Below are 19738 nucleotides of genomic sequence, written 5' to 3' on the forward strand. Positions count from 1 at the left end.
TTTGCCAGGGCAGGGCGGTAAGTGATTGTTATCTGTGAAAAAAATTTTGATTATTTTCACGAATTCGTTTGACAGCCCTGCAATCCGATCTTAATATGCGCCCCGTCCACAGCGATGAACGAAAACGAAGTGCCAGGCACCCAGCCGGCGTTTCGGTTCAAAGCGACATTGTGGGGCTATAGCTCAGCTGGGAGAGCGCCTGCATGGCATGCAGGAGGTCAGCGGTTCGATCCCGCTTAGCTCCACCAAATTCCGCTTCGCGATCAAGGTCGTGAAGCAAGACCGGGTCCAGCAACCGGGTCTTGAAGGCAAGAAGGTTCGTCCCCTTCGTCTAGTGGCCTAGGACACCGCCCTTTCACGGCGGTAACAGGGGTTCGAGTCCCCTAGGGGACGCCAGTATCACACAAGCGATGTTTCACGATGTCGCTGGGCCGCGAGGCTAGAAATCCGGGGCTATAGCTCAGCTGGGAGAGCGCCTGCATGGCATGCAGGAGGTCAGCGGTTCGATCCCGCTTAGCTCCACCAATTTTGCCGCGACTCGCGCAAGCGGGTCGGCACGAAGGTCAACGTCCCCTTCGTCTAGTGGCCTAGGACACCGCCCTTTCACGGCGGTAACAGGGGTTCGAGTCCCCTAGGGGACGCCACTTCTTCCCGCGTTTTGCGGGGTTGAAAGGCTCATTCGACTGTTGGATGGGCTTTTTGTTTTGTTTCGGGGCTATAGCTCAGCTGGGAGAGCGCCTGCATGGCATGCAGGAGGTCAGCGGTTCGATCCCGCTTAGCTCCACCAATTCTGCCAGGGTTTGCATGAGCAAACCTGCACGAAGGTTTCACGTCCCCTTCGTCTAGTGGCCTAGGACACCGCCCTTTCACGGCGGTAACAGGGGTTCGAGTCCCCTAGGGGACGCCACTTTTACCCGTGTTTTACGGGACTTCAAAGGCTCATTCGATTATTGAATGGGCCTTTTGTTTTTTCTGATCCCCCATTTTTCGCCCGACCGACGGTGCCTGATTCTGCTTGCCATAAAATATTATGAGCATAATATTACAGGCATCATATTCAAGGAGTCGGTCATGAACGACAAGAAGACCAGGACCCGGGAACGCATCCTCGAGGCCGCCTGCAGTGCGCTGATTCAACAGGGGCCGGCCGACCCCAGCGTAGGCCAGGTCATGTCGGCGGCCGGGTTGACGGTGGGCGGCTTCTACGCCCACTTCGACAGCAAGGAGGAATTGATGCTGGAGGCCTTCAACCAGCTGCTGGGTGAGCGGCGCGCCTTGCTGGCCCAGGTCGACCCCAGCCTGGACGGCGCCGGTCGCCGTGCGCTGGCTGCCGCGTTCTATCTGTCTCGCAAGCACCGCGACGCCCATGAGCATGCCTGCCCGCTGCCCAATGCGCTGGGTGAGATGCAGCGCCTGCCCGAAGTGTTCCGCGAAACCCTGGCCGAACACCTCGAGCTGATGACGGCGCAGATGGTCGATCGCCCCGAAGACATCGACAAGGCGTTCGCCGACCTGGCCCTGATGGTGGGGGGCCTGGCGCTGGCGCGTGCGCTGGGTGCCAGCGAACTTTCCGACCGTATTCTGCGGGCCGCCAAATCGGCGGTCATCTGAGCAACTGCACCCCTGGAGCATGGCGATGACTACCCTGAGCTGGATTCGCAGCGTCAACGGCACCCTTGGCCATCTGGCCCCCGAACATGTCGCCGGCCGCATGCGCCGGGCCTTCATGACGCCGCGCGACCTGCCGCCGCGGCAGTGGGAGCTGCCCCTGCTGGCCACTGCCGAGCGCATTACCCTGCGTTTCGGACTCTCGGCATTGCGCTGGGGCAAAGGTCCGACCGTGCTGTTGATGCACGGTTGGGAGGGGCGTCCCACCCAGTTCGCAGCGTTGATAGAGGTGCTGGTGAAGTCCGGGCACACGGTCGTTGCCCTTGAAGGGCCGGCCCATGGCCGCTCACCGGGCCGGCAGGCGCACGTGGTGCTGTTTGCCCGTGCCCTGCTCGAGGCCGCCGCGGAGCTGCCGCCGCTGCGGGCGGTGATCGGTCACTCGATGGGCGGCGCCAGTGTCATGCTGGCGCTGCAGTGGGGCTTGCGCGCCGAGGCTGCCGTGAGCATCGCCGCGCCCGCGCAGTTGCTGGGTGTGCTGCGTGGCTTTGCCCGGCGTCTGGGGATGCCCGCAAGGGCGCGCGCTGCGTTCATCCGCCAGGTCGAGCGGGATGTAGGCGTGCAGATCGATCGCCTGGATGTCAGTGGCTACCAGCTGGAGCTGCCTGGTCTGGTGGTGCATGCGGCTGACGATGCGTTGGTCGCAGCCGGTGAGGCGCAACTGATCCACAAGGCCTGGTTCGACAGCCGCCTGCTGTTGCTGGAGGAGGGTGGTCATCAGCGCGTGCTCGCCGACCCGCGCCTGAGCCAGGCCGTGCTGGAGTTGCTGGCACGTAGCACGCAACCGGCGCGGCAAAGCGCCTGAGCATCCGTTACACTCTGCCCGTTCACCGACTACAGGAGCGGGCATGAGCTGGGATCTGGCAGCGCCATTCATCATCGACCTTCGCGTCGGCACCGAAGACATCGACGGCCTCGGGCATGCCAACAACGCGGTCTACGTCACCTGGCTGGAGCGCTGCGCCTGGCGCCACTCGCAGCGCCTGGGCCTGGACCTGGCCGAGTATCGTCGCCTGGACCGGGCCATGGCCGTGGTGCGTCACGAAATCGACTACCTGGCGGCTGCCTACGAGGACGATGAACTGCAACTGGCGACCTGGATCATCGACTGGGACCAGCGCCTGCGCATGACCCGGCGTTTCCAGCTCAAGCGCCCGAGCGATGGCGTCACCCTGCTGCGTGCGCAGACCACCTTCGCCTGCATCGAGCTGTCCAGCGGCAAGCCCAGGCGCATGCCGGTCGAGTTCATCGAGGGGTATGGTCCGGCGCTGATCGGCGCCTGATCGCTCGGCATTTTTGCTAGACTGCCGGCTTTTCCCGCCGAGACCCTGAAATGCAAATTGCCCTGGCCCCCATGGAGGGGCTGGTCGACAACATCCTGCGCGACGTGCTGACCCGGGTGGGTGGTATCGACTGGTGCGTGACCGAGTTCATCCGCGTCTGCGACCGCCTGCTGCCGGCATCTTCGTTCGACAAGCTCGCCCCCGAGCTGCGCCACGGCGCACAGACCGCCGCAGGCGTGCCGATGCGCGTGCAACTGCTGGGCTCCGACCCGGTATGCCTGGCGGAAAACGCCGCGCTGGCCTGTGAGCTGGGGGCGCCGGTCATCGACCTGAACTTCGGCTGTCCGGCCAAGACCGTGAACAAGTCGCGCGGTGGTGCGGTGCTGCTCAAGGAGCCCGAGCTGCTTCACGCGATCGTTCGCGAAGTGCGTCGTGCAGTACCGGCGCAGATCCCGGTGACTGCCAAGATGCGCCTGGGCTTCGACAGCCCGGATGGCGCTCTGGAGTGCGGTACGGCGCTGGCCGAAGGTGGCGCTGCGCATCTGGTGGTGCATGCACGGACCAAGGCCGAGGGCTACAAGCCGCCAGCCCATTGGGAGTGGGTGGCGCGGGTGCAGGATGTGGTCAAGGTGCCGGTATTCGCCAACGGCGAGATCTGGACCGTCGACGACTGGCGGCGTTGCCGCGAGGTCAGTGGCGCCGAGGACATCATGCTCGGCCGTGGCCTGGTCTCGCGCCCGGACCTGGGCCTGCAGATTGCCGCCGCGCGCGCAGGGCAGGCCTACCAGCCCATGACCTGGAGCGACCTGCAGCCACTGCTGCTCGAGTTCTGGCGCCAGGCCCAGGCCAAGCTCTCGCCGCGCTACGCCCCGGGGCGGATGAAGCAATGGCTGGCCATGCTGACGCGCAGCTACCCCGAGGCGGTGTTGCTGTTCGCCGAGTTGCGCCGGGTCGATGACTGCCAGCGCATCAGTGACTTGCTCGGCGCCACGCCTGCGCCCCAGGCCTGCGTCGCCTGATCAGGCCGTCGGTCAGCGCAAAGCGAAAATTTTTTCGTCACCCCTTGAAAGCGCCTTGTCCACCCCTATCTCTTGAGTACGCGATGCCGAAGTCGGGTCGCGTAGTGACTTACTTGCTGAATCTCAGGAGTTCATGACCATGACCACCGCTTTCTCTCTCGCTCCACTGTTCCGCCATTCCGTTGGTTTCGACCGTTTCAACGACCTGTTCGAATCCGCGGCACGTAACGAGGCCGGTAGCAGCTACCCGCCCTACAACGTGGAAAAACATGGCGAAGACCAATATCGCATCGTGGTTGCCGCCGCCGGCTTCCAGGAGCAGGACCTCGACCTGCAGGTCGAAAAAGGTGTCCTGACCGTGATCGGTGGCAAGCGCGACAACAGCACCAAGGAAGTGACCTACCTGCACCAGGGCATTGCCCAGCGGGCCTTCAAGCTGTCGTTCCGCCTGGCCGACCACATCGAAGTGAAGGCTGCCGGCCTGGCCAACGGCCTGCTCAGCATCGACCTGCTGCGCGTCGTACCGGAAGAGGCCAAGGCCAAGCGCATTCCGATCAACGGCGAAAAGCCTGCGCTGAACTGAGTACGTTGACGTGAATGAAAGGGCACCTGCGGGTGCCCTTTCTTTTTGCGTGCGATCAATAGTTGGCCGGCGTTTCCAGCAGCATCTGGCGAAACTCCGGGAGGGGCAGTGGGCGGCTGTGCAGGTAGCCCTGGTACAGGTGGCAGCCCTGGCGCTCGAGAAACTCCAGCTGCTCGGTCAGTTCCACACCTTCGGCGATGACCGCCAACTCCAGGCTGCGTGCCATGGCGACGATGGCGCGAACGATTTCGGCGTCGTTGGGATCATTGGGCGCATCGCGCACGAAGGTCTGGTCGATCTTCAGCGCGTCCACGGGCAGGCGCTTGAGGTAGGTCAGCGAAGAGTAGCCGGTGCCGAAATCGTCCATGGCGAAGCTCACGCCGTAGCGCTTGAGCTCGCGCATCTTGCTGATGGTGTCTTCCAGGTTCTGGATGACGATGCCTTCGGTGATCTCCAGCTTGAGCATGCGCCGGGGCAGGCGATAGTCGTCCAGGCTGCGCAGCACCCGTTCGACGAAATCGTTCTGGCGGAACTGCCTGGGGCTGATGTTCACGCACAGGCTGAACTCGTCCGCATCGATCAACCGGTCCTCGAGCATGCGCGCGCAGGCATCGCAGGCTTCGTCGAGAATCCAGCTGCCCACTTCCAGGATCAGCCCACTTTCCTCCAGCACCTGGATGAACTGCGACGGCGGTTGCTGGCCAAGTTGCGGATGATGCCAGCGCAGCAGCACTTCGGCGCCGACGATGCGGTTGTCGCGGGCATCGACCTGGGGCTGGAAGTGCAAGGCCAGCTCGCCGCGAGCCAGCGCCAGGCGCAGATCGTTCTCCATGCGCAGCCGTTCGCTGGCGGCCTTCTGCATGGTGGTGTGGAACAGCTGGGTGGTATTGCGCCCGGAGTCCTTGGCCCGGTATAGGGCGATGTCGGCGCGCTTGAGCAGGTCGGCCGGTGTGGCGCCATGGTCGGGAATCAGCGCCACGCCGATGCTCGGGGTCACCTGCAGGCGCTGGCCATCCAGCGACATCGGTTCGGCCAGCAGTTCGCGTAGCGTGTCGGCCAGTTCGCGAACCTTGCCTTCGACCTGATCGCGGCTGCCTTCCAGGCCACTGAGCAGCACCACGAACTCGTCGCCGCCCAGCCGCGCCACGGTATCCTCCAGGCGGACGCTGGCCTCGAGCCGGGCGGTGATGATCTTGAGTACGGTGTCGCCAACCGGATGGCCGAGCGAGTCGTTGATGTGCTTGAAGTGGTCGAGGTCGAGGAAGAGCAGGGCGCCGCGCAGGTTGTGGCGCTTGAGCAGGGCGATCTGCTGGCTCAGGCGATCCATCAGCAGGGCGCGATTGGGCAGGTTGGTCAGCGGGTCGTGGTAGGCCAGGTGGCGGATCTGCGCTTGAGCGTTCTTCAGCTGGCTGACATCGCGGGCGGTCAGCAGCAGACAGTCGGTTTCGTTGAGGCTGATCGGTTCCACCGACACCTCGACGGTGAGGATGTCTCCACGCTTGTTGCGCCCGAGCATCTCGCGGTGATGCACGCGGCCGCGCTCGCGCAGTTCGCCGAGCAGCGCCGCGCGCTGCTTGTCGTCGGCCCAGATGCCCAGTTCGAAGACGGTGCGGCCCACCACCTCGGCGCTGCTGTAGCCGGTCAGGCGGCAGAAGCCGTCGTTGACCTCGACGTAGCGCCCCGAGACGCGTTCGGTGATGGTGATGGCGTCGGGGCTGGAGTGGAAGGCCTTGGCGAACTTCTCCTCGCTGGCCTTGAGCGCCGCTTCGGCGCGCTGCTGCTGGGTGATGTCGCGCAGGGTGGTGACGCTGCACGGCTGGTTGTCGACGCTGATCAGCCGGCTGGAGATCACGCAGGTCAAGGCGGCGCCACTGCGGTGGTTGACCACCACCGCAACGTTGCTGAGGGCCTGCTCGCGGATCACCCGTTCGATACGCTGGGCACGCTCGGACGACTCGGCCCACAGGCCGATCTGCTCGGCGGTGCGGCCGATGACCTGCTCGGCGCTCCAGCCGAAGGTCTGGGTGAACGCCGGGTTGATCTCGATGAACTGCCCGGTGTCCTGGTGGGTGACGCAGATTGGGTCGGGGCTGACCTGGAACAGACTGGCGAACTTCTCCTCCGAGGCGCTCAGGCGCTGCTCGCGTTCGACCTGGTCGGTAATGTCCAGCAGGGTGCCGGCCATGCGCAGCGGGTTGCCCTGATCGTCACGGTACAGCCGTGCACGGCTTTCGATATAGCGTGAGGCGCCGTTCTCCAGTTGCACCCGGTAGGTGATCTGGTAATTGCCCGCCGGGCCTTCGCGCAGACTGCGGTAGGCCTGGCGCATGACGCTGCGTTCCTCCTCGGGCACACCCTCGAAGAAGGCTTCGAAGGATTCGTGGAAAGGCACCGGGTCCAGCCCGTGCAACTGCGCGGCGCGGGCCGAACCGTAGAGCATGCCGCTGGGGATGTGCCAGTCCCAGGTGCCCAGTTGCGCCGAGTCCAGGGCCAGGTCGAGGCGCTCCTGGCTGTCTTTCAGGGCCTGCTCGGCACGCTTGCGCTCGGTGGTGTCGACAAAGGTGCTGACCAGGTAGGTGATGCCCTCGAGCTCGATGCCCTGGGTGCACAGGATGCCATCGTGAATCTTGCCGCTGCTGGCGCGGAACTGCACTTCCATGATCAGCGGGCTGCCGCTGTTGCGGGTGGCCTCGAGCACCTGCTGGCGCTGCTCGGGGTGGACCCACAGGCCCAGTTCCACGCTGGTCTTGCCGACCACGTGGGCGCCGGGCCAGCCGAACATGTCCTCGAAGTGCTGGTTGACCTCGAAGATCATGCCGTCGTTGCGGCGGGTCAGCAGGATGGCATTGGGGCTGAGGTGGAAGAGGGTGGCGAAACGCTTTTCCGAGTTGATCAGCGCCGTCTCGCGGTCACGCTGGCGGGTGATCTCGCGAATCACCCCGATCATCTGCGGCCGGCCGTGACGGTCATGGGTGAGGCTGCCGTTGATCTCCAGCCAGTGCAGGCTGCCGTCTGGCCAGCGGATGCGATGGCGCATGGCCTGCTCCACCGGCTCGCCGCTGACCACCGCCTGGAACAGCTGGCGGGTGCGGGCGCGATCCTCTTCCGGCAGCAGGTCGAGGTAGTCGACATCGGCGGGCAGCGGGCGGTGCGGGTCGAAGCCGAACAGTGCCTGGGTGCCGCGTGACCAACTCACCCGACCGGTTTCGATGTCCCACAGCCAGGCCCCCAGGCGTGCACCATTGAGTGCGGCCAGCAACTGCGGAGCATTCTGCCAGGCCTGTTCCGACTCCTGGGGATCGACCGCAGGGATGCGCGGCAGGCGCGGAAAGCGGTTTGCTGATTTGGGCATCGTTACCAGACCTTTGGCGGATGAAGCGTCCTTGTAGATGAATGCCGGGCTGACGAACGGTCAGGCGGACCCTGCATGGCTGTCGAGCAGTGCCATGAAGGCCTTGGCCGCGTTCGACAGCGTTCGTTCCGTGTGCAGGATGTAGCCTAGCTGGCGCGACAGCTGTATGCCGGGCAAGGCGATGGGTGCAACCTGTTCATCGAGCATAGTACGTGGCAGCACACTCCATGCGAGCCCGATGGAGACCATCATCTTGATGGTCTCCAGGTAGTTGGTACTCATGGCGATGTTCGGCGTCAGGCCCTGGCTTTCGAACAGGCGCTGGACGATGTGGTGGGTAAAGGTGTTGCCGCCAGGAAACACGGCGGGATGACGGGCGACATCGGCCAGGCTGACGCTGCCGTTCAGCGCCAAGGGGTGTTCTGGTGCGGCTACGAAATCCAGGGCGTCGTCCCACACTGAAACAGCACGAATCAGAGGGTGGGGCTCCGGTGCCAGGGTGATCACGGCGATTTCCGCACGACCATGCAGCACTTCATCGTAGGCCGCTTCTGAATCCAGGAACTGAATATCCAGCGCCACGGAGGGGTGCTGGCGGGTGAAGGCCCGTAGTAGCGGGGGCAGGCGGTGCAAGCCGATATGGTGACTGGTGGCGAGGGTCAGGCGACCGGTCACTTCGCCCGTCAGGTTGGTCAATGCACGGCGTGTATCATCCAGTACATTGAGAATCTGATAGGCGCGAGGCAGCAGGGCCCGTCCGGCCTCGGTCAGAGTGACTTCGCGGCCCAACCGATCGAACAGGCGTACGTCCAGTTGCTGCTCCAGCCCCGCGATGCGCTTGCTGATGGCCGGTTGAGTCAGGTGCAGGCGCTCACCGGCACCGGAGAAGCTGCCGGTCTCGGCAATGGCGATGAACGCGCTGAGGTTGGCAAGGTCCATGCGTTCGAATTCCTATTGGTTATCCAAAGTATAAAAATTATGAATTTGAGTTATTCAATCTAACCCCATAGCATCGACCGTACAAGCCAAGGGGTTATTGGCATAGAAAGACGCTGATGAGGAACAGTCTGATGGCTGGCAAAACGCTCTACGACAAACTCTGGGATGCGCACGAAGTCAAACGGCGCGACGATGGCTCGTCCTTGATCTATATCGACCGTCACATCATCCATGAGGTGACTTCGCCCCAGGCCTTCGAAGGCCTGCGTCTGGCCAATCGCAAGCCATGGCGCATCGATGCCAACATCGCCACGCCCGACCACAACGTGCCGACCACGCCGGAGCGCAAGGGCGGTATCGAAGCCATCGCCGACCAGGTGTCGCGCCTGCAGGTGCAGACCCTCGACGAGAACTGTGACGAATACGGCATCGTCGAATTCAAGATGAACGACGAGCGCCAGGGCATCGTCCACGTCATCAGCCCCGAGCAGGGCGCGACCCTGCCCGGCATGACCGTGGTCTGCGGCGACTCGCACACCTCCACCCATGGCGCCTTCGGCGCGCTGGCCCATGGCATCGGCACCTCCGAAGTCGAGCACGTGCTCGCCACCCAGTGCCTGGTCGCCAAGAAGATGAAGAACATGCTGGTGCGCGTCGAAGGCCAGTTGCCTGCCGGCGTCACCGCGAAGGATATCGTGCTTGCCGTGATCGGCAAGATCGGCACTGCCGGCGGCAACGGCCACGCCATGGAATTCGCCGGCAGCGCCATCCGCGAGCTGTCGATGGAAGGTCGCATGACCATCTGCAACATGTCCATCGAAGCCGGTGCCCGTGTCGGGCTGGTGGCTACCGATGCGACCACCGTGGACTATGTCGAAGGCCGTCCGTATGCGCCCAAGGGCGAGGACTGGAAACGTGCCGTCGAAGCCTGGAAAGACCTGGTTTCCGACGATGATGCCGTGTTCGACACCGTGGTCGAGCTCGACGCTGCGCAGATCAAGCCGCAGGTCAGCTGGGGCACTTCCCCGGAAATGGTGCTCGCCGTCGACCAGCGCGTGCCGGATCCGGCCGCCGAGGCCGATCTGATCAAGCGTGGTTCGATCGAGCGCGCGCTCAAGTACATGGGCCTCACCGCCAACCAGGCGATCACCGATATCCAGCTGGACCGCGTGTTCATCGGTTCCTGCACCAACTCGCGGATCGAAGACCTGCGCGCCGCTGCGGACATCGCCAAGGGCCGCAAGGTTGCCGCCACCATCAAGCAGGCCATCGTCGTGCCGGGCTCGGGCCTGGTCAAGGCCCAGGCCGAGCGTGAGGGCCTGGACAAGATCTTCCTCGAGGCCGGTTTCGAGTGGCGTGAACCTGGCTGCTCCATGTGCCTGGCGATGAACCCGGACCGCCTGGAAAGCGGCGAGCACTGCGCCTCGACCTCCAACCGCAACTTCGAAGGCCGCCAGGGCGCCGGTGGACGTACCCACCTGGTCAGCCCGGCCATGGCCGCCGCCGCCGCGGTGACTGGCCACTTCATCGATGTCCGCGAGTTGATCCAAGGGAGCGCAGCATGAAAGCCTTTACCCAGCACACCGGTCTCGTCGCGCCGTTGGATCGTGCCAACGTCGACACCGACCAGATCATCCCCAAGCAGTTTCTCAAGTCGATCAAGCGCACCGGCTTCGGCCCCAACCTGTTCGACGAGTGGCGCTACCTGGATGTGGGCCAGCCCTACCAGGACAACAGCAAGCGTCCGCTGAACAAGGAATTCGTGCTCAACCACGAACGCTACCAGGGCGCCAGCGTGCTGCTGGCGCGCGAGAACTTCGGCTGTGGTTCGAGCCGCGAACACGCACCCTGGGCCCTGGATGAGTACGGCTTTCGCAGCGTGATCGCGCCGAGCTTTGCCGACATCTTCTTCAATAACAGCTTCAAGAACGGCCTGCTGCCGATCATCCTCAGCGCTGAGGAAGTCGATGAGCTGTTCAGGCAGGTCGAGGCCAACCCGGGCTACCAGCTGACCATCGACCTGCAGGCGCAGGCCGTGACCCGCCCGGACGGCAAGGTGCTGCATTTCGAGATCGACGCCTTCCGCAAGCATTGCCTGCTCAACGGCCTGGACGATATCGGCCTGACCCTGCAGGACAGCGATGCGATCAAGGCCTTCGAAGGCAAGCACCGCGCCGGGCAGCCCTGGCTGTTCCGGGATGCCTGAACCAGGTAGGTGACAGTACTGGCCTCTTCGCGGGCAAGCCCGCTCCTACAGATATCACAAGGCCTGAGGCAATGCTGTACCAGTGGGAGCGGGCTTGCCCGCGAAGAGGCCGGTACAGGCAATAAAACCAAAAGGATTCAATCATGACTGGTACCAGCCACACCGAAGTAGTCCAGCGCCAGTTCGGCGAACAGGCCAGCGCCTACCTCAGCAGTGCAGTGCACGCCCAGGGCAGCGAATTCGCCCTGCTGCAGGCCGAGCTGCAAGGGCAGGGCGCTGCCCGTGTGCTGGACCTGGGCTGTGGTGCCGGTCATGTCAGTTTTCACGTGGCGCCGCTGGTGGCCGAAGTGGTGGCTTACGATCTTTCCCAGTCGATGCTCGATGTGGTCGCCGAGGCCGCCAGTGCACGTAGGCTGGACAATATCGTCACCGAGCGCGGCGCCGCCGAGCGGCTGCCCTTCGCCGATGCCTCGTTCGAGTTCGTCTTCAGCCGCTACTCGGCGCACCACTGGAGCGACCTGGGCCTGGCCCTGCGCGAAGTGCGCCGGGTGCTCAAGCCGGGCGGGGTGGCAGCGTTCATCGATGTGATGTCGCCGGGCAGCCCGCTGCTCGACACCTATCTGCAGAGTGTCGAGGTGCTGCGCGATACCAGCCATGTGCGCGATTATTCCGCCGCCCAGTGGCAGCGCCAGGTCAGCGAGGCGGGGTTGTTCACCCGCAGCCACAGCCGCCAGCGCCTGCGCCTGGAGTTCGCCTCGTGGGTCGAGCGCATGCGCACCCCCGAGCCGATGCGCGTGGCCATTCGCCAGTTGCAGCAGGCGATGGGCGAGGAAGTGCGGCAGTATTACCAGATCGAAGCCGATGGCTCGTTCAGCACCGATGTGCTGGTGCTGTGGGCCGAGCGATAGAATTTCCGGCGTGGCTGATCGGGCCGCGCCGCTTGAATGGATAGAGGAAAGCATGAGCAAGCAGATTCTGATTCTCCCAGGTGATGGCATCGGTCCGGAAATCATGGCCGAGGCCGTCAAGGTGCTGGAGCTGGCCAACGACAAGTTCGGCCTGGACCTGACCCTGGAGCACGATGTCATCGGCGGTGCGGCCATCGACAAGCACGGCGTGCCGCTGGCCGACGAGACCCTCGCACGTGCGCGCAAGGCTGATGCCGTGCTGCTCGGCGCCGTGGGCGGGCCGAAGTGGGACAAGATCGAGCGCGACATCCGCCCGGAGCGCGGTCTGCTGAAGATCCGTTCGCAGCTGGGCCTGTTCGCCAACCTGCGCCCGGCCATCCTCTACCCGCAGTTGGCCGATGCTTCCTCGCTCAAGCCCGAGATCGTTTCCGGGCTGGACATCCTCATCGTCCGCGAGCTGACCGGCGGCATCTACTTCGGTGCCCCGCGCGGTCAGCGCGAACTCGAAGGCGGTGAGCGCCAGGCGTACGACACCTTGCCGTACAGCGAGAGCGAAGTACGCCGCATCGCCCGTGTCGGCTTCGACATGGCCCGTGTCCGCGGCAAGAAGCTGTGCTCGGTGGACAAGGCCAACGTCCTGGCGTCCAGCCAGCTGTGGCGCGAAGTGGTCGAGGACGTGGCCAAGGATTACCCGGACGTCGAGCTGAGCCACATGTACGTCGACAACGCCGCGATGCAGCTGGTGCGTGCACCCAAGCAGTTCGACGTGGTGGTGACGGACAACATGTTCGGTGACATTCTGTCGGATGAAGCTTCCATGCTGACCGGTTCCATCGGCATGCTGCCCTCTGCCTCGCTGGATGCCGACAACAAGGGCATGTACGAGCCGTGCCACGGCTCGGCGCCGGACATCGCGGGCCAGGGTATCGCCAACCCGCTGGCGACCATCCTCTCGGTGTCGATGATGCTGCGCTACAGCTTCAACCAGCAGGTCGCCGCCGAGGCGATCGAGCAGGCGGTCAGCCATGTGCTGGACCAGGGCCTGCGCACTGGCGACATCTGGTCGGCCGGTTGCAGCAAGGTCGGTACGCAGGAAATGGGCGACGCAGTAGTCGCAGCGCTGCGGAATCTGTAATCTCTCTGGCCCGCCATCGTTTCCCTTCGATGGCGGCCCACTTTTTAGCAAAGGTGTAGTTGCGATGAAACGTGTAGGTCTGATCGGTTGGCGCGGTATGGTCGGTTCCGTGCTCATGCAGCGGATGCTGGAAGAGCAGGACTTCGACCTTATCGAGCCGGTGTTCTTCACCACGTCCAACGTGGGCGGCCAGGGTCCGAGCGTAGGCAAGGATATTGCCCCGCTCAAGGACGCTTATTCGATCGAAGAGCTCAAGACCCTCGACGTGATCCTGACCTGCCAGGGTGGCGACTACACCAACGAGGTGTTCCCCAAGCTGCGTGAAGCCGGCTGGCAGGGCTACTGGATCGATGCCGCTTCGTCGCTGCGCATGCAGGACGACGCCGTCATCATCCTCGATCCGGTCAACCGCAAGGTCATCGACCAGCAGCTGGATGCGGGCACCAAAAACTACATCGGCGGCAACTGCACCGTCAGCCTGATGCTGATGGGCCTGGGCGGCCTGTTCGAAGCCGGTCTGGTCGAGTGGATGAGCGCCATGACCTACCAGGCCGCTTCCGGTGCCGGCGCGCAGAACATGCGCGAGCTGATCAAGCAGATGGGCGCAACCCACGCGGCCGTGGCCGATGACCTGGCCAACCCGGCCAGCGCGATCCTCGACATCGACCGCAAGGTGGCCGAGGCCATGCGCAGCGAAGCCTACCCGACCGAAAACTTCGGCGTCCCCCTGGCCGGCAGCCTGATCCCGTGGATCGACAAGGAACTGCCGAACGGCCAGAGCCGCGAGGAGTGGAAAGCCCAGGCCGAGACCAACAAGATCCTCGGTCGCTTCAAGAGCCCGATTCCGGTCGACGGCATCTGCGTACGCATCGGCGCCATGCGTTGCCACAGCCAGGCGCTGACCATCAAGCTGAACAAGGACGTGCCGATCGCCGACATCGAAGGCATGATCAGCCAGCACAACCCTTGGGTGAAGCTGGTGCCTAACCAGCGCGAGATCAGCATGCAGGAGCTGAGCCCGACCAACGTGACCGGCACCCTGAACATTCCGGTCGGCCGTCTGCGCAAGCTGAACATGGGCTCCCAGTACCTGGGCGCCTTCACCGTCGGTGACCAGCTGCTGTGGGGCGCCGCCGAGCCGCTGCGCCGCATGCTGCGGATCCTGCTGGAGCGTTGATCGCTCCCGGCTGATCGAAAACCCGCGCTGGAGACAGCGCGGGTTTTTTGTTTGTGCCTCAATCAAGTAAAGTGCCGCTCCCGCCGTTCCAGCAGAAGGATTCACAGCATGAGCCAACCCCTAGATATCGCCGTCGTCGGCGCCACCGGCAGCGTCGGTGAGACCCTCGTGCAGATTCTCGAGGAACAGGCGTTCCCGGTCGCGACCCTGCACCTGCTGGCCAGCATGGAGTCGGCGGGCAGCAGTGTGATGTTCGCCGGCAAGAAGGTGCGGGTCCGCGAGGTGGACAGCTTCGATTTCGCCCAGGTCAAGCTGGCGTTCTTCGCCGCCGGGGCAGCGGTCAGCCGCAGCTTCGTGCAGAAGGCGCTTGACGCCGGGTGTTCGGTGATCGACCTGTCCGGTGGGCGGGACGATGCCATGGCCCTGGTGCCGGAAGCCAACGGCCAGGTGGTGGACAGCCTGCCCTTGCCCGCACTGCTGGCCAGCCCGAGCAGCGCTGCGGTCGCGCTGGCGGTTGCCCTGGCGCCGCTCAAGGGCCTGCTGGATATCGAGCGGGTCCAGGTGATGGCCTGTCTGGCGATCTCGTCCCAAGGGCGCGAGGCGGTCAACGAACTGGCGCGCCAGACGGCGGAGTTGCTCAACGCCCGGCCGCTTGAGCCACGTTTCTTCGACCGCCAGGTGGCGTTCAACCTGCTGGCCCAGGTGGGCGCTACCGACGAGCAGGGCCACGCCAGCCTGGAACGGCGCCTGGTCGGCGAGCTGCGCGTGCTGCTGGGCCTGCCGGAACTGAAGATTTCCGTGAGCTGCGTTCAAGTCCCGGTGTTTTTCGGCGATAGCTTCAGTGTGGCCGTGCAAAGCCGCAAACCGGTGGATCTGCATCAGGTCAATGAGGCGCTGGACGGCGCTACGGGTGTCGAACGGGTGGAGAATGACGATTATCCGACGCCGGTAGGTGACGCAGTGGGCCAAGACGTGGTCTATGTTGGTCGTGTACGCCATGGTATCGATGAGGATCAGCAGCTCAACCTGTGGCTGACCACCGACAATGTGCGCAAGGGCGCGGCTCTCAACGCCGTACAATTGGCGCAATTGTTGATTAAAAAAATGGCGTAAAAGATACTGGCCAGCAATTTTGTCCTACACCACTGGCAGGTTTTTAGGACGATTCATACAAGGGAAGAGGTCATGCTTCGAATTCGCAAACTGGTTCTGGCCATCGCGGCCGCCTCGGCGCTGTCGTCCGGCATGGCCAATGCCCTTGGTCTGGGGGAGTTGACCCTCAAGTCGGCGCAGAACCAGCCGCTGGATGCCGAGATCGAGTTGCTCGATGTGCGCGACCTCACGGCTGCCGAAGTGGCGCCGAGCCTGGCGCCGCCCGAGGAATTCGCCAAGGCCGGGGTGACGCTGCCCGCCTACCTGCAGGACCTGACCTTTACTCCGGTGATCAACCCCAACGGCCGCAGCGTGCTGCGGGTGACCTCCAGCAAGCCGCTGCCAGAACCTGTGGTCAAGTTCCTGGTGCAGGTGATGTGGCCGCAGGGGCGGCTGCTGCGTGACTACAACGTTGCCCTCGACAAGCCGCAGCAGACCAGCGCCCAGCCTGCCCAGGGCGCCGTCACGCCGGCGGTGAGCAGCGCCAGCTACACCACTCGTCAGCGCGACACGCTCTGGCAGATCGCCGCACGCAACACCCACGGCGGCTCGATCCAGCAGACCATGCTGGCCATCCAGGCGCTGAACCCGGATGCATTCATCGGCAACAACATCAATCAGCTCAAGACCGGTCAGGTATTGCGCCTGCCCGATCAGCAGCAGATCCGCAGCATCCCGCAGGGCGAGGCGATCCGCGAGGTGTCCGAGCAGTACGCTGCCTGGCGCGAAGGCCGGCGCCTGGGGCCGCGGGCGCGGCAGCTGGATGCCACGCGTCGGGGCGCCGCCGACGCGGCCCCGGCACGCATCGCCCAGGGCGACAACCTGCGTCTCGTCGCACCTGCCGACCAGGCGGGCGCTGCGGGCGCCAAGGCACTCAACGACAAGCTGGCCGTGGCCCAGGAAAGCCTGGATACCAGCCGTCGTGACAACGAAGAACTCAAGAGCCGCATGACCGACCTGCAGAGCCAGCTGGACAAGCTGCAGCGTCTGATCGAACTGAAGAACGATCAGCTGGCGCGTCTCGAGGCGCAGGGCGCGGCCGAGCCGGTCGCACCGGTTGCCACGCCGCCGGTCGAGCCTGTGGTCAACGCCCAGCTGACCCCTGCCGAACCTGTGGTCGCGCCGGCGCCTGCCGCCGCCGACACAGCGCCGACACCTGAAGCCGCTGCCGAGCAACAGCAGCCGAGCGCGCTCGACCAACTGCTGGGCAATCCGCTGCTGCTGGCACTGGTAGCCGGTTCTGCGTTCCTGGTCCTGCTGTTGTTGCTGTTGCTCCTGGCGCGCAAGCGCAAGGCCCAGCAGGAAGCCGAGAAGCACTTGCGCATGGCGCGTGCGCTGGCCGAGGAAGGCGAGCGCGGCCCTGATCTGGACCTGCCGCCGAGCAGCTTCGACGGTCTCGAGGTGTCGGCGCCCAGCGTCACCTTGTCGCCTGCCGTGGTGGCGGCATCGGCGGCAGCAGCGGTCGCAGCGGAAAAACCTGTGCCTGCCAGCGCCCCGGTCGATGCCGATGCGCATGCAGCGCTGCTGGCCGAGGTCGACGAGAGCGTCGCCAAGGGCCGGCTCAACCATGCTGCCAGCCTGCTCGAACCCGTGGTGGCTGCCGAGCCGCAGCGCAGCGACCTGCGCCTGAAGCTGATGGAAGTCTATGCGCGCCAGGGCGATCAGGACGCGTTTGCCGGTCAGGAGCGCGAGCTGGCCGGCACGCCCGAGAACCAGGGTGAAGTCGAGACCCTCAAGCAGCGCTATCCGGCCATGCTCGGTGTTGCCGCGGTTGCCGGCCTGGGAGCCGCTGCCCTGGCCGCAGAAATGGACGAGCAGTATGTGCAGGAGCTGCTGCAGGAAAACGATGAGGCGCCGGCTGCCGCCGAGCCTGTGGCCGCACCTGAACCTGAACCGGTGCTGGACGATCTGCCGGAACTGGACGAGGTGCCTGCCACTGCGGCAGACGACCTGGACAGCGCCTTCGACCTGAGCCTGGATGATGACCTGAGCCTTGACGATCCGCTCGATGCCCCGGTGCTGGAGGCTCCCGAGGCGCCGCAGGCAGCGCCCGAAGCAGCTGTCGAGCCGACGGTGGCCAGCGATGCCGACGATGACTTCGAGGCGCTGCTGGCCCAGGCTCAGGCCCAATCCGAGCCGCAGAGCCTCGACGATCTGGCGGACTTCGACCTGGATGTCGGCGAGCCAGTCGCTCCGGCAGTGGCTGAAGCCGAGCCAGAGGCTCCGGTGGACGTGGCGGCGGAGCTGGCAGCCTTCGACGAGATTCCCGAGTTCGACCCGATTTCCGAACTGGAACTGCCGGACGACTTCGACCTGTCGCTGTCGCTGGATGACGAGTCGCCGGCCGACAAGCATTTCGCCTCTGAGCTCAGCGACGTCAATGCCGAGCTGGACAAACTGTCGCAGAGCCTGGCCGCGCCGTCGCTGGAGCCGCACTTCACCGCCGAGGACGCCGCACTGGAGCCCGAAGCCCTGGACGACCTGGACTTCGACTTCTTCTCCGGTACCGACGAAGTGGCGACCAAGCTGGACCTGGCCCGTGCCTACATCGACATGGGCGATCACCAGGGTGCCCGTGACATCCTCGACGAAGTGGTCAAGGACGGTGACGACACCCAGCGCCTGGAGGCCGAGGACATGCTGTCGCGCCTGGTCTGACGCCTGCGCAGCCTCGATCGGACAACGGCAGCCCAGTGGGCTGCCGTTGTCGTTATAATGGCCACCTTTTCGTTTCATCCACAGGTTTGGTTTTCTTGGACATCAACGACATCGACCCGGCCGAGTCGGCGGCCGAAGGTTACTCGCGCATCGCCCTGGGCGTGGAATACAAAGGCTCGCGCTACCGTGGCTGGCAGCGTCAGGCCAGCGGCGTGCCCAGTGTCCAGCAGGCCCTGGAGCAGGCCCTGTCGAAAGTCGCCAACGCGCCGATCAGCGTGGTCTGCGCCGGGCGTACCGATGCCGGCGTGCACGGCTGCGGCCAGGTGGTGCATTTCGACACCAGCGCCGTGCGCGACGAGCGCGCCTGGACCCTGGGCACCAACTTCAACCTGCCGCACGACATCAGCGTGACCTGGGCGCGGCCGATGCCGGCGCACTTCCATGCGCGCTTCAAGGCCACTGCCCGGCGCTACCGCTACGTGATCTACAACGATCCGATCCGCCCGGCGCACCTGGCCGAGGAAGTGACCTGGAACCATCGCCCGCTGGACATCGCGGCGATGGCCGAGGCCGCCGAGCACCTGCTCGGCACCCACGACTTCAGCGCCTTTCGCGCCAGCCAGTGCCAGGCCAAGTCGCCGATCAAGCACATCCACCACCTGCGCGTCACCCGCCATGGCCGGATGATAGTGCTCGACGTGCGCGCCACGGCTTTCCTGCACCACATGGTGCGCAACATTGCCGGGGTGCTGATGACCATCGGTGCCGGAGAGCGTCCGGTGCAGTGGGCCCGTGAGGTACTGGAAGGGCGCAACCGCCGCGAAGGCGGGGTGACGGCCCACCCCTACGGGCTGTACCTGGTGCAGGTCGAGTACCCGGAGGAGTTCGCCTTGCCGCAGCGTTACATCGGCCCACACTTTCTCACCGGCTACGAGGCGTTGTCCGACTGACGGGCGAAAGCTCGTTTGCTAACATCCGGTCTTTCACCGATCACTCAAGGTTCGCCTTCCATGAGCAACGTTCGCACCAAGATCTGCGGGATCACCCGCATCGAAGATGCCCTGGCCGCGGTCGAGGCCGGCGCCGATGCCATCGGCTTCGTCTTCTATGCCAAGAGCCCGCGCGCGGTGGACGTACGCCAGGCGCGGGCGATCATTGGCGAGCTGCCGCCGTTCGTGACCACGGTGGGGCTGTTCGTCAACGCCTCGCGCTGCGAACTGAACGAGATCCTCGAGGTCGTTCCGCTGGACCTGCTACAGTTCCACGGCGATGAAACACCGGCCGATTGCGAGGGCTATCACCGCCCCTGGATCAAGGCCCTGCGGGTGCGCCCCGGAGATGACCTGGAGGCCGCATGCCGGCATTATGCTGGCGCCCGTGGCATCCTGCTCGACACCTATGTGGCCGGAGTGCCCGGTGGCACCGGCGAGGCGTTCGACTGGTCGCTGGTACCGCAACGCCTGAGCAAGCCGATCATTCTCGCGGGTGGGTTGTCGGCGGGCAATGTCGGCCAGGCCATCGCCCAGGTCAGGCCCTATGCCGTGGACGTCAGTGGCGGTGTCGAGCAGGCCAAGGGCATCAAGGATGCCAGCAAGATCGAAGCCTTCATGCGCGCGGTCCGCGCGGCGTGACGGTGGATGTGACGGTTGGCGGCGTGCCAT

Annotated in this window: 16 protein-coding genes and 6 tRNA genes; 20 read left to right on the forward strand and 2 right to left on the reverse strand. The window is 64.8% G+C overall.

Features of this window, described 5'->3' with window-relative positions; all coding sequences use genetic code 11:
• Positions 1-172: 172 nt before the first annotated feature.
• The 11 genes from AC1TXO_RS08435 to AC1TXO_RS08485 all read left to right on the forward strand — a co-directional run bounded on the left by AC1TXO_RS08435 (position 173) and on the right by AC1TXO_RS08485 (position 4550).
• Positions 173-248, forward strand: a tRNA-Ala gene (locus AC1TXO_RS08435).
• Positions 249-320: 72 nt separating this feature from the next.
• Positions 321-396, forward strand: a tRNA-Glu gene (locus tag AC1TXO_RS08440).
• 53 nt (positions 397-449) lie between these two features.
• Positions 450-525 (forward strand) — tRNA-Ala (locus AC1TXO_RS08445).
• A gap of 43 nt (positions 526-568) precedes the next feature.
• A tRNA-Glu gene (locus tag AC1TXO_RS08450) sits at positions 569-644 on the forward strand.
• A 67-nt stretch (positions 645-711) separates the two neighbouring features.
• Positions 712-787 (forward strand) — tRNA-Ala (locus AC1TXO_RS08455).
• A gap of 44 nt (positions 788-831) precedes the next feature.
• Positions 832-907 (forward strand) — tRNA-Glu (locus AC1TXO_RS08460).
• 164 nt (positions 908-1071) lie between these two features.
• Positions 1072-1611 carry a TetR/AcrR family transcriptional regulator gene (locus tag AC1TXO_RS08465; protein WP_486405888.1) on the forward strand — a complete coding sequence of 180 codons (540 nt, stop codon included), beginning with the start codon at positions 1072-1074 and terminating at the stop codon, positions 1609-1611.
• Positions 1612-1636: 25 nt separating this feature from the next.
• Positions 1637-2470, forward strand: coding sequence for an alpha/beta fold hydrolase (locus tag AC1TXO_RS08470; protein ID WP_486405889.1), 834 nt, complete (start codon positions 1637-1639; stop codon positions 2468-2470).
• Positions 2471-2513: 43 nt separating this feature from the next.
• Positions 2514-2948, forward strand: a complete 435-nt coding sequence (locus tag AC1TXO_RS08475; protein WP_486405890.1) for an acyl-CoA thioesterase — start codon at positions 2514-2516, stop codon at positions 2946-2948.
• 50 nt (positions 2949-2998) lie between these two features.
• A complete protein-coding gene (locus tag AC1TXO_RS08480; protein ID WP_486405891.1) occupies positions 2999-3967 on the forward strand; it encodes a tRNA dihydrouridine synthase in 969 nt (322 codons plus the stop codon).
• A 139-nt stretch (positions 3968-4106) separates the two neighbouring features.
• On the forward strand, positions 4107-4550 hold the full coding sequence (locus tag AC1TXO_RS08485; protein WP_486405892.1) for an Hsp20 family protein: 444 nt from the start codon (positions 4107-4109) through the stop codon (positions 4548-4550).
• 55 nt (positions 4551-4605) lie between these two features.
• Here the strand turns inward: AC1TXO_RS08485 and AC1TXO_RS08490 are convergent, their stop codons facing one another.
• Entirely contained in the window at positions 4606-7902 is a 3297-nt protein-coding gene (locus AC1TXO_RS08490) for a PAS domain S-box protein (protein ID WP_486405893.1), read from the reverse strand.
• Between the two features lie 60 nt (positions 7903-7962).
• Entirely contained in the window at positions 7963-8841 is an 879-nt protein-coding gene (locus tag AC1TXO_RS08495) for a LysR family transcriptional regulator (protein WP_486405894.1), read from the reverse strand.
• Positions 8842-8972: 131 nt separating this feature from the next.
• Here AC1TXO_RS08495 and leuC point away from each other — a divergent pair, with 131 nt between their 5' ends.
• From leuC to AC1TXO_RS08540, 9 genes are all read left to right on the forward strand, one after another.
• The gene (gene leuC / locus AC1TXO_RS08500; protein ID WP_486405895.1) at positions 8973-10406 is read left to right on the forward strand and encodes a 3-isopropylmalate dehydratase large subunit; all 1434 of its coding nucleotides are present in this window, start codon (positions 8973-8975) and stop codon (positions 10404-10406) included.
• A complete protein-coding gene (gene leuD, locus AC1TXO_RS08505; protein WP_486405896.1) occupies positions 10403-11047 on the forward strand; it encodes a 3-isopropylmalate dehydratase small subunit in 645 nt (214 codons plus the stop codon). The genes leuC and leuD overlap by 4 nt, the downstream gene beginning before the upstream one ends.
• Positions 11048-11190: 143 nt before the next feature.
• Entirely contained in the window at positions 11191-11955 is a 765-nt protein-coding gene (locus AC1TXO_RS08510) for a class I SAM-dependent methyltransferase (protein WP_486405897.1), read from the forward strand.
• A gap of 52 nt (positions 11956-12007) precedes the next feature.
• Entirely contained in the window at positions 12008-13090 is a 1083-nt protein-coding gene (gene leuB / locus AC1TXO_RS08515) for a 3-isopropylmalate dehydrogenase (RefSeq protein WP_486405898.1), read from the forward strand.
• A gap of 64 nt (positions 13091-13154) precedes the next feature.
• Positions 13155-14267, forward strand: coding sequence for an aspartate-semialdehyde dehydrogenase (gene asd, locus AC1TXO_RS08520; RefSeq protein WP_402763468.1), 1113 nt, complete (start codon positions 13155-13157; stop codon positions 14265-14267).
• A 108-nt stretch (positions 14268-14375) separates the two neighbouring features.
• Positions 14376-15380, forward strand: coding sequence for an aspartate-semialdehyde dehydrogenase (locus tag AC1TXO_RS08525; RefSeq protein ID WP_486405899.1), 1005 nt, complete (start codon positions 14376-14378; stop codon positions 15378-15380).
• A 72-nt stretch (positions 15381-15452) separates the two neighbouring features.
• Positions 15453-18077, forward strand: coding sequence for a motility hub landmark protein FimV (locus AC1TXO_RS08530; RefSeq protein ID WP_486405900.1), 2625 nt, complete (start codon positions 15453-15455; stop codon positions 18075-18077).
• Positions 18078-18172: 95 nt separating this feature from the next.
• Positions 18173-19027, forward strand: a complete 855-nt coding sequence (gene truA, locus AC1TXO_RS08535) for a tRNA pseudouridine(38-40) synthase TruA (RefSeq protein WP_486405901.1) — start codon at positions 18173-18175, stop codon at positions 19025-19027.
• A gap of 60 nt (positions 19028-19087) precedes the next feature.
• Complete coding sequence (locus tag AC1TXO_RS08540; RefSeq protein ID WP_486405902.1) at positions 19088-19708, forward strand: phosphoribosylanthranilate isomerase; 621 nt, start codon at positions 19088-19090, stop codon at positions 19706-19708.
• Positions 19709-19738 lie beyond the last annotated feature (30 nt).

The organism is Pseudomonas sp. FA117 (assembly GCF_057370475.1).